The 8960-nt window shown below is 57.3% G+C and carries 9 protein-coding genes and 1 pseudogene; 9 read left to right on the forward strand and 1 reads right to left on the reverse strand.

Annotated features, from left to right (window positions below):
* The first annotated feature begins 628 nt into the window (after window positions 1-628).
* The gene (locus GSQ88_RS33120; protein ID WP_210253951.1) at window positions 629-964 is read left to right on the forward strand and encodes a hypothetical protein; all 336 of its coding nucleotides are present in this window, start codon (window positions 629-631) and stop codon (window positions 962-964) included.
* A complete protein-coding gene (locus tag GSQ88_RS33125) occupies window positions 961-2169 on the forward strand; it encodes a glycosyltransferase family 2 protein (protein ID WP_159012451.1) in 1209 nt (402 codons plus the stop codon). The genes GSQ88_RS33120 and GSQ88_RS33125 overlap by 4 nt, the downstream gene beginning before the upstream one ends.
* 55 nt (window positions 2170-2224) lie before the next feature.
* On the opposite strand, the pseudogene GSQ88_RS35440 reads toward GSQ88_RS33125, so the two are convergent.
* Window positions 2225-2400 (reverse strand): annotated as a pseudogene (locus GSQ88_RS35440) (transposase domain-containing protein); the annotation flags it as partial.
* Window positions 2401-2686: 286 nt separating this feature from the next.
* On the opposite strand from GSQ88_RS35440, the gene rfbC reads away from it, so the two are divergent.
* The 7 genes from rfbC to tnpC all read left to right on the forward strand — a co-directional run bounded on the left by rfbC (window position 2687) and on the right by tnpC (window position 8882).
* Window positions 2687-3250, forward strand: a complete 564-nt coding sequence (rfbC, locus tag GSQ88_RS33130; RefSeq protein WP_159012785.1) for a dTDP-4-dehydrorhamnose 3,5-epimerase — start codon at window positions 2687-2689, stop codon at window positions 3248-3250.
* A 9-nt stretch (window positions 3251-3259) separates the two neighbouring features.
* Window positions 3260-4312, forward strand: coding sequence for a dTDP-glucose 4,6-dehydratase (gene rfbB / locus GSQ88_RS33135; protein ID WP_159012452.1), 1053 nt, complete (start codon window positions 3260-3262; stop codon window positions 4310-4312).
* A 6-nt stretch (window positions 4313-4318) separates the two neighbouring features.
* A complete protein-coding gene (gene rfbD / locus GSQ88_RS33140; RefSeq protein ID WP_159012453.1) occupies window positions 4319-5224 on the forward strand; it encodes a dTDP-4-dehydrorhamnose reductase in 906 nt (301 codons plus the stop codon).
* Entirely contained in the window at window positions 5221-6087 is an 867-nt protein-coding gene (rfbA, locus tag GSQ88_RS33145) for a glucose-1-phosphate thymidylyltransferase RfbA (protein WP_159012454.1), read from the forward strand. The genes rfbD and rfbA overlap by 4 nt, the downstream gene beginning before the upstream one ends.
* A gap of 350 nt (window positions 6088-6437) precedes the next feature.
* Window positions 6438-6839: an IS66-like element accessory protein TnpA gene (gene tnpA, locus GSQ88_RS33150; RefSeq protein ID WP_159012455.1), complete on the forward strand. Its 402-nt coding sequence runs from the start codon at window positions 6438-6440 to the stop codon at window positions 6837-6839.
* Window positions 6836-7183, forward strand: coding sequence for an IS66 family insertion sequence element accessory protein TnpB (gene tnpB, locus GSQ88_RS33155; RefSeq protein WP_159012456.1), 348 nt, complete (start codon window positions 6836-6838; stop codon window positions 7181-7183). Before tnpA ends, tnpB begins: the two co-directional genes overlap by 4 nt.
* Before the next feature lie 46 nt (window positions 7184-7229).
* Window positions 7230-8882: an IS66 family transposase gene (gene tnpC / locus GSQ88_RS33160; RefSeq protein ID WP_159012457.1), complete on the forward strand. Its 1653-nt coding sequence runs from the start codon at window positions 7230-7232 to the stop codon at window positions 8880-8882.
* Window positions 8883-8960: the final 78 nt, after the last annotated feature.

An 8960-nucleotide genomic window follows, 5' to 3' on the forward strand; every position in this document is an offset into this window, starting at 1 on the left:
CGTTCGCGGCCATCATCGCCGCTTTCAGGCAGAAATTCCACTTATCGTCCTGTCCAAATTCCCGGAACCGGCTCTTTACGAAGCCGCCATTGTCGATCTTCTTTCGCATCCCTTGGGTCAGCGGTCAGCCAATTTTCCGTTCGCGGCGGTTGGGTGCTTGGCGATCCGGGCGCGACATAGCCATCGATCCCGTGTGTTTTCGAGATCGGCTTCGCCGCAGCCTGCTGAGCCCTGTTCCGGCTTGCGGCCGAGTTTTTCCCGATGGCCTCGATCAGGGGCACAAACTGGTCCCTGATCGTTGCCGTACTGCGTCAGTTCGTGCACGACACTGATCCGGGCGCCGGCGTCGACGGCGGCCTACCGTCCCCCCGCACGCACAGCAACTCGACTACCTAATACCGTCGATTCTTAAGGGGCCTTGATTTGCAACCGGAAACGGGGGCAGAATCACAGGACGACGGCACGTGGGCCAGCTAGCCGGTAGCACGACTCCGAATTGTCGGAGAGTGCAGGCGTTTCTGAAGTCGGTTTCTAGGCGAGCGCAGTTGTAAGGCCGCATAATGGTAATAAGCTAAGAATTGATCGTTGTGTTTTCACCAAAACAGTATCTAAAGAAGGTAACTTATCTATGTCGGGTTTCGTTCCAGAAACTCAAATGCGCGAGATTGCTGAGCTTAAAGCGAAGATAAATCTTTTACTAGCAATGTCTTCGCTTGCTGATTCAGAATTAGCCCGGGGTGCTTCTGAGCTCGCTCAAAAGGACACAGAATTAGCCCGGGGTGCTTCTGAGCTCGCTCAAAAGAACACAGAAATCGGGAAGCTTCTCGGCGAAGTCGCGCAGAAGGATAGGGAGATCGCTCGTGTTCAGAGCGCGTGGAAGCAGGAACACAAAGCGATACTAGCTTCGACAAGCTGGAAAATTACCGCTCCGATTCGCTGGATCAAAGAGAGGCTTGGGAAATGACCGCTGTTCTCTCATCCCCACAAAATCTCGCTGGGGGAGGTGAAACAGCGGATGTCGATCCACCCGAGGTTTCCATTATCATCCTGAATTGGAATAAGAGCGACCTGACTCTTCGTTGTCTAGAGAACGTCAAACGTCATACGCGCTCGGTCAGCTTTGAAATCTTAGTTGTAGACAACGGGAGCAATTCTTTTGAACTGGCGACTCTGAAGAAGGGGCTGGATCAAAGTGCTACATTAATCAGTCTTTCGCAAAATATGTTCTTCGGTGAAGGAAACAACATTGCAGCTGAAGCCGCGCGCGGCAGATTTCTGTTGTTTTTGAACAATGACGTAACAATTGACGACATAATAAACGACTTGATCGTCCAGTTTAAGACGTGTTTTTCGGCAGGAGCCGTTGGGCCTAAGTTTCTCTATCCCAGCGGAGTGTTGCAGGAGGCTGGCGCATTCTTGTTGCCAAACGGGATGTCTTTGCGCGGGGGACAGCAAAATCTCAAAGTTGACCCACATTTTGAATATGGGAGCCACATCGTCGATTACTGCTCCGCAGCATGTTTGCTGGTTGAACGAGATTCTTTCTTCAAAGTTGGAGGCTTTGATCCGCTTTTCGACCCCGGTTACTATGAGGATTGCGATCTTTGCTTTCGATTGAGGGCCATGGGTCTTTACACATACTATGCGAGTGAGATTGTGGTAATCCACGAGGAGAATGTTACTTCATCAGCGCTGTGGGGCGGTGAGGAAATCAATCAAATTGTGGCCAAAAATCGCAGCCTTTTTCTCAATCGTTGGAGGTATTATTTGGAAGGCCGGATTGGAAATCCGGTAACGATCGTAGATCCGTTGCCGTCGTTCGAACAAAGCGAAATGCCTCCGGTGACAACGCGTTCTGGTAAAATATTGATGCAGAGTACTACAATTCTCCAAATATCTGCTCAGTGCTCGGCGATGTTTCGAATCGCAGACGCGCTTCAGAACAAATATTCCATAACATTTGCGGTGCCGGAGGTATGCAGTGCTCTCCGCGTTTGCGCTCTTGGCCGTCATTTTGGTGTTCAACTCCGCGACGCAACCTTGGTACGTCAATCTACGCAAGGTACACCAGAATACCATTTTTCGCTTTCATTCTCCGACCATTCTCTTGTTGGGGGAGCGCAAAAGCTCAATCACGACACGCTCAAATCGATCTATAAGTTGCTATAAAAACACGGTAGGCTAGTTGGTTTGGTCGTCCGTGAATAACCAATGCTCGGCGCCGCTATCGGAGACTGCGAAGAGAGCGTTTTTGCGGGTAAGCTTGATCGTAAGCGTTGTATCGGGCCACGGCTTGAAGGTCTGCTTGTCGGTAGGCCGAGGTAGCAGCTGATCGATGTCGCTGTTGGGATGGCCATTGACGATCCCGGTGAGGACGTCGGTCACGTAGCCGAGCGGGTCTGACCTGCCCCTGAACTTTCATCCAGTGGCGATTAGAGTCTCGGCACATGTTGCCAACGGACCAAATTAGGGGCATTTTGCCGGAAATGCCGTAGGCGCTATTGGCGCTGGGAAAATTGGGCGTGTTACAAAGCGCGCGCACGCGGTAAACGTGCTCATAAGCCTACTTAGAGTGACCGGCGGGTCTAAATACCAACTGTAGAAATTGACCTTGGAGGAAATATGTAGTTTTGGTAGCGGCTTAGCGGCAAGGGCCAGCTTGAAGTCTGGCCGCGAGTGGATGGCTATGCAAGTTGAGAAACTGACGATCCCGGAACTCGTGCTGGTGACGCCAAAAAAGCATGGCGATCAGCGAGGTTTTTTTTCCGAGACATTTCGCGCGGATATTCTGGCGGCGCAAGGCGTTAAAGCGAGCTTCGTCCAGGACAACCACGTGCGCTCCACGCAAAAAGGTGTCCTCCGTGGCCTGCACTACCAGACACCGCCCCACGCGCAAGGTAAACTGGTGAGGTGCGCGCGGGGCTCCATCCTCGATGTAGCCGTCGATATTCGGGTGGGATCCCCTACCTACGGCCAGCATGTGGGCGTGGATCTTTCGGCGGCGAACTGGCGCCAGTTGTGGGTGCCTCCTGGATTTGCGCACGGTTATGTCACGCTGGAGGACAACTGCGAAGTCATCTATAAGACCACCGATTACTATGCACCGGATTGCGATCGGGGTATTGCTTGGGATGATCCGGCGTTGGCAATTGATTGGCAGATAGCAAATGCGGACGTCGTCCTCTCGGACAAGGACAGGAGGCAGCCCCGCCTCCAAGATGCGACGCCTGCCTTTCAATTTAGTCACTAGGAGTTGGGGATGCGAGTGCTTGTGACTGGCGGCGCCGGTTTCATCGGATCGGCGGTGTGCCGCCATTTCATTGCGGATTTGAAACACGACGTGGTCGTCGTCGACAAGCTTACTTATGCGGGCAACATGGCATCGCTGGCGCCGGTTGCTTCCGACTCGCGGTACGCGTTCGAAAAGCATGACATTTGTGATCCCGAGGCGATCGAAAGGATCTTCGCCAAATATCAGCCAGACGCCGTGGTTCACCTCGCGGCCGAGAGTCACGTCGATCGCTCGATTTCCGGCTCAGACGTCTTCGTGAAAACCAACGTCCTGGGCACTTGCACGCTACTTGAGGCTGCTCGTCGCTATGTTGCACCGCGTCGGACCAATAGCGGGATTGACTTTCGCTTCATTCATGTCTCGACCGATGAGGTTTACGGTTCGCTTGGAGATGATGGGCTGTTCACAGAGACCACCGCATATGATCCGAGTTCGCCTTATTCGGCAACAAAGGCCGCTTCGGACCATCTGGCAAAGGCCTGGCAGCGGACATATGGGTTGCCGGTGATCGTATCGAACTGTTCCAACAATTACGGTCCATATCATTTTCCTGAAAAGCTGATTCCGCTCATCATTCTCAATGCGCTGGATCGCAAGCCATTGCCCGTCTATGGTGACGGGTCGAACGTCCGCGACTGGCTGTACGTGGAAGATCATGCACGTGCGCTGGGCATTATCCTGGCAAAGGGACGCCCAGGCGAGACCTACAATATCGGCGGGCGCAATGAACGACAAAATATTGAAGTCGTTAGGCAAATCTGCATGTGGATCGATAGAATACGCCCCAGCAAGAATTCTTGCCACGACCTGATTTCATTCGTAACCGATCGTCCCGGTCACGATCAACGTTATGCGGTCGACGCCACCAAACTCGAAACTGAGTTGGGCTGGCGCGCCCAAGAGACGTTCGAGACCGGAATTGAAAAAACGGTTCGTTGGTATCTTGAGCGAGCCGACTGGTGGCAGCCTTTGCGAGATCGCATTTACAGCGGCGAGCGCCTGGGCCTGGTGAAAGCCTGAGTGGCAATGAGACTATATGTCATCGGTGGCGAAGGCCAGGTTGCTCGATCTCTGCGCGAAGCCGCAGCTCTCGATAAGAATATCGTGTTCGGCTACGGCGCGCGTCCCGAGGTCGATCTGTTGCGGCTATCTTCGATCGAAAAAGCGCTCGCCGATTTTCGTCCCGACGTCGTCATAAATCCTGCAGCCTATACCGCCGTCGACAGGGCAGAGTCTGAGCCAGATCAGGCATTCGCCATTAACCGGGACGGTGCTCGCGCGGCTGCGGCAGCAGCGGCGCAACAGGCCGCGCCGGTTATCCATCTGTCAACGGACTACGTGTTCGACGGGAAGAAACAGGGCGCGTACATCGAGAGCGACCCGGTTGCTCCTCAAGGCGTCTATGGCCGATCCAAGCTTGGGGGTGAACTCGCCGTCGTCGAAGCAAATCCGAAGCATATCGTGCTTCGAACATCCTGGGTCTACTCCCCTTTTGGCAGCAATTTCGTGCGAACTATGCTACGTCTTGCGGCTGAGCGCGATAGACTTCGGGTAGTCGACGACCAGCTGGGGTGCCCCACTTATGCGCCGGATATCGCCGGCGCGATCATCGCCATCGCCAGCCAGGTGACGGGTTCTCGTTGGAACCTAAGATTTGCAGGTGTGACGCACCTCGCGGGCCCGGACACTCTGTCTTGGTGCAGTTTTGCGAAGGAAATCGTTCGTGGCGCCGCCGAGCGGGGAGGGCGCTCTGTGCCGGTTGACCCGATCTCGACTTCCGACTATCCGACCGCAGCCTTGCGGCCGGCAAACTCTAGGCTATCGACCGATAGGCTAAATGCTACATTTGGTATTCGCCTTCGGCCCATGAGAGAATCCCTCTCAGATTGTCTCGATTGTCTGCTGCAGCCTAAACGGGGGAAAGCATCTTGAAGGGTATCATTCTTGCCGGGGGCAGCGGGACGCGACTTTATCCGATGACCTTGGTGACTTCGAAGCAGCTATTGCCGGTCTACGATAAGCCGATGATCTATTATCCGCTGACCACACTGATGCTGGCGGGGATTCGTGAGATTCTAATCATTTCGACTCCCCATGATTTGCCGTTATTCGAATCTCTTCTCGGGGATGGCAGCAAATGGGGGCTATCGCTATCATATGCGCAGCAGCCAAAGCCTGAGGGTCTGGCGCAGGCGTTCATCATCGGCGCCAAATTCGTGGAAGGCGGGCCGTCCGCCCTTATTCTCGGCGATAACATTTTCTTCGGCCACGGCCTTCCGATGCTATTGGGGAACGCATGTTCCCGCTCAACGGGCGCAACCGTATTCGCGTATCGGGTCGCAGATCCCGAACGTTACGGTGTGGTCGCGTTTGATGAAGCCGGCAATGCCACCTCGATCGAAGAGAAGCCCAAGCTGCCAAAGTCGAATTTCGCCGTCACCGGGCTCTATTTCTATGATAGCCAGGTTGTCGATATTGCCGCTAGCATAAACCCGTCCGCGAGAGGTGAGCTGGAAATCACGGATTTGAACCGCCGTTATCTCGAGCGCGGGCAGCTGGCGGTCGAACGTATGGGCCGAGGCTTCACCTGGCTGGACACTGGAACCCCTGACAGTCTTTTGGACGCTGGAGAGTTCGTAGCGACGCTCGAAAGGCGTCAGGGAGTTCGAATTGCCTGCCCCGAGGAAGTCGCCTTTGGCCAAGGGTTCATTGATCGGGCACAGCTTGAGCGCTTGGGATTGGCGCTGGGCAGAAGCGACTACGCGCGATACGTAACTAGCATTGCTTTGGGCTGAAATTGTCTCATCGCTTGTCGCGACAGTTGCCGCGTGATACCTCCGCCACATGGACGAGCGCCCTGTTCCAGCGCCTCAAGCTCACTCGCAGCAGCATTGACGTTGCCCCCAGCTTTTATCCAGTAGAACTCAGAGTCTGGCGGTTGGCATCATGCACAGTCTGAGCAACGGGCCGAGGCGCGGGTGTCATTCGGCCTGCAATATTGGCTCTGACGCAATTTTGGTGCAGCTCCTATTCCGCGCCGATTAATCTGGCTTGAAGCAGATCGATGGTATCCCTCCGCCAAAGGCCGTCTTGTTTGAGGGACGCGAGGGCTGCAGGTCCTAGGGGTAATCCTAGGAGAAGCGCTATGACGATTTCGCGGGCAGAGGTTATCACATCGGTCGAGCGGCGGCGCCGTTGGTCGCAGGATGAGAAGGAACGGCTTGTTGCAGCATCGCTCGAGCCCGGAGCGAGTGTTTCCGAGGTGGCTCGCATGGCCGGCCTTCATGTGAGCCAGCTGTTCAGGTGGCGCAAAGAGCTTTGCAAGGATGGTGAAGCGAGCGCAGCGCCGTTCGTGCCGGTCGAGATTGGGCCGTCCGCGCCGCCGCGGGAGGTGGCCGAAGTGCCATTGACGACGACGGCGGCGCGTCGACGGAAGAGCCAGGGCATCATCGAGATTGATCTTGGTAGCGGGCACCGCATCCGGGTCGATGGCGACGTTGATGGAGACGCGCTACGTCGCGTTCTCGATGCTCTGGTTCGCCGATGATCCCGGTTCCGACGGGCGCGCGAGTGTGGCTGGCGACAGGCTACACGGACATGCGCCGAGGCTTTCCGTCGTTGGCACTCCAAGTTCAGGAGGTGCTGCGCAAGGACCCGCTCAGCGGTCATCTGTTCGTGTTCCGCGGTCGCCGAAGCGATCTTGTGAAGGTGATCTGGCACGATGGCCAGGGGGCATGCCTGTTCGCCAAAAGACTCGAGAGAGGGAGGTTCATCTGGCCATCGGTTGCGGGCGAAGCAGTGACGATCTCACCGGCGCAGATGAGCTATCTGTTGTCCGGAATCGATTGGCGCAACCCTCAAGAAGCGCTGCGACCAACGCGGGTCGGATAGCCGTTTTACTGTTTGAATCTGCAACGTGATCTGATTCAATGGCTTCATGATATCGAAGCCGAACGACCTTCCATCAGACCTCGTGAGTGCCCTGGCGGCGCTGCAGGCCGAGCGTGAGGCGCGGCTGCAAGCCGAGGCGGTAGCTGCCAGTGCGCGGGCGGAGCTGTCGGCCAACGAGGCGCTGATCGCGCACCTCGAGCTGCGGATCGAGAAGCTCAAGCGCGAACTGTACGGGCAGCGCTCCGAGCGCACGGCGCGGCTGATCGAGCAATTGGAATTGGAGCTCGAAGAACTCGTCGCCACGGCGAGCGAGGATGAGCTTGCCGCACGTACCGCCGCGGCGAAAACCCAGGCCGTGCGCGCCTTCACACGCAAGCGGCCGGTGCGCAAGCCGTGGCCGGACGACATCGAACGCGAGCGCGTCGTCATCGAGGCCCCGACGAGCTGTGCATGCTGCGGCGGATCGCGCCTGGCGAAGCTGGGCGAGGATGTGACCGAGACGCTGGAGGAGATCCCGCGCCGGTTCAAGCTGATCGAGACGGTGCGGGAAAAGTTCACCTGCCGCGATTGCGAGAAGATCAGCCAGGCGCCGGCACCGTTCCATGCCACGCCGCGCGGCTTCATCGGTCCGCAATTGCTGGCGACGATCCTGTTCGACAAGTTCGGCATGCATATCCCGCTCAACCGCCAGAGCGTGCGCTTTAAGGCTGAGATGATCGATTTGCCGCTATCGACGCTGGCCGACCAGGTCGGCCACGGGACCTTCGCCGTCATGCCGCTGTTCCAACTGATCGAGCGGCATGTGCTGTCGGCCGAGCGCCTTCATGGCGACGACACCACCATCCGGATCTTGGCCAAGGGTAAGTGCACGACCGGGCGAATCTGGACCTATGTGCGGGATGACCGGCCCTACGGTGGGCCTGCGCCGCCGGCGGCGGTCTATTACGCCTCGAGCGACCGACGAGGTGAGCATCCGCAGAAGCATCTGACCGCCTTCACCGGCATCCTGCAAGCCGATTGCTACAATGGCTTCGAGCCGCTGTTCGACCCGCAGAAGAAGGCGATGCCGATCACGCCGGCCTTTTGCTTCGCCCATGCGCGGCGGGGCTTCTTCGAGCTGGCCGATATCGAGAAAACCGCCCGGGACGGACAGAAAGGCAAACCGGTCTCCCCGATCGCGCTGGAGGCGGTCAGGCGTCTGGACGCCCTGTTCGAGATCGAGCGCGCCATCAACGGCCGCAGTGCCGACGCGCGGCGTGCCGTGCGCCAGGAGAGAAGCAAACCGCTGCTCGACGACATGCACGCCTGGCTTCTCCGCGAGCGAGAAACCCTATCGCGCTCCTCCGAGGTCCTGAAGCCTATGAATTACATGCTCAGGCGCTGGGACGACTTCGCCCGCTTCCTCGACGATGGCAGGATCTGCCTCAGCAACAACGCCGCCGAAAGAGCGTTGCGCGGCATCGCTTTGGGAAGGCGCAACTGGACCTTCGCCGGCAGTCTGCGTGGCGCTGACCGCGCCGCCATCATGCTGACGATGATTACGACCTGTCGCCTGAACGACGTCGATCCCAAAGCCTGGCTCGCCGACATCCTCGCCCGTATCGCCGATCTTCCCGCATCGCGTCTGCACGAGCTGCTGCCCTGGGAATGGAAGCTCCTGCGCCAAGCCGACAACCCCACCGATCAGCAAGCCGCCTGACCTTCACGCATCGCCATCATACAACTCGCCGTGCCCGCGCGCATGCGTCAATCAGGCGGTCTTCGTCGTATGCGTACG

Origin of the sequence: Bradyrhizobium sp. S69, from assembly GCF_009766005.1 — a bacterium.
GTDB lineage: Bacteria > Pseudomonadota > Alphaproteobacteria > Rhizobiales > Xanthobacteraceae > Bradyrhizobium.